Here is a 1,265-nt window from a genome sequence, read left to right on the forward strand (position 1 = left end):
ACTAGTAGATTGTCGCGGCTTAATTTTGCTGTGTGGTTGGGTAGAGGTGGCGCAGTTTCACGCGTGCGTCGTCGGTGGTGAAGTGCCAGTCGACTTGGCGCTGGTTGCTGTTGGTGTGCTGCTGCCAGGCGGCGAGTTCGGTGTTGAGTACGGCGAGGTCGTCGATGCGGCGGTCCAGGCACTGGCGGGTGAGGGCGGAGAGCTCGATCTCGGCGATGTTGAGCCAGGACCCGTGTTTGGGGGTGTGGTGGATCTCCAGGCGCTGGGCCAGCGCGAAGGCCTTCCCCGGGTCGAACGCCTCGTAGAGCGAGGCGGTGGTGTGGGTGTTGAGGTTGTCCATCACCAGCACGACCGTGGCGGCGTGGGGATAGTCCACGGTCAGCAGGTGCTCGACCTGATGCGCCCAGTCGACCCTGGTCCGGCGGGGCCGGGCGTCCACGCGCCGCCATCCGCGCAGCGGCTCGACCCAGCAGAAGATCGAGCAGGTCCCCGAGCGGACGTACTCGTTGTCCTCGCGCCGGTCACGGCCCGGCCGCGCGGGAAGCGGATCGCGGACGTGGCCGAGCAGCTGGTACGGCTTCTCGTCCATGCACACCACCGGGCGGGCCGGGTCGAGGGGGCGGCGGTAGACCGCCAGGACGTCCTCCATCGCCGCGGCGAAGGCCGCATTCGCAGCGGGCGGGATGGTCCAGTACTTCTTCACGTGAGGACGCAGTTCCGTTTTTTTAACACCCGGCCGATCGTGGAGTGGTCCAGATCCGGGATGTCCTCGACCAGCGCGACGTGCTTCTCCAGCAGCCGCAGCGACCACCGGGCATGTCCCTTGGGCGGCGCCGAGCAGGCCAGCGCGACCAGCCTCGCCTCGACCTCGCCGGTCACCGGGGAGGGCACCGGCGGGCATGCGCGTTCCTTCCGGCCGACCGTGGCCCACACATCGCCGCCGGTCTCCGCGTACCGCTTCGAGATCAGGCGGACCGACTCGCACGAGACCCCGACCCGGTCCGCGATCACCGCCCGCGGATCGACCTCGCCGACCGACGTGTCCAACGCGAGCAGCACCCGTGCCCGCCTGATCATCGACGCGCTGCGGACCCCCGTCGTCGTCACGCGCACCAACGCCAGACGATCTTCGGCACTCAACGCAACCGGATACTTCTTCTGTGAGGACACGGCACCCCTGCCCGGCCGAACGGAAGCGACAAGGGGAGCTTGCCAGACCCCAACTCCACCAACCAGAACAACACTTAGCCGCGACGATCTACTAG

Annotated in this window: 2 protein-coding genes; both read right to left on the minus strand. The window is 67.9% G+C overall.

The features are described from left to right. Nucleotides 1-19: 19 nt before the first annotated feature. Nucleotides 20-703 (minus strand): IS630 family transposase, encoded by a 684-nt coding sequence (locus tag BIV23_RS51310; RefSeq protein ID WP_218161934.1) that lies wholly within the window; start codon nt 701-703, stop codon nt 20-22. Next, nucleotides 700-1,140 carry a helix-turn-helix domain-containing protein gene (locus tag BIV23_RS51315; RefSeq protein ID WP_218161935.1) on the minus strand — a complete coding sequence of 147 codons (441 nt, stop codon included), beginning with the start codon at nt 1,138-1,140 and terminating at the stop codon, nt 700-702. Before BIV23_RS51315 ends, BIV23_RS51310 begins: the two co-directional genes overlap by 4 nt. Between the last annotated feature and the right edge of the window lie 125 nt (nt 1,141-1,265).

This window comes from Streptomyces monashensis (assembly GCF_001866665.1).
GTDB classification, from domain to species: Bacteria; Actinomycetota; Actinomycetes; order Streptomycetales; family Streptomycetaceae; genus Streptomyces; species Streptomyces monashensis.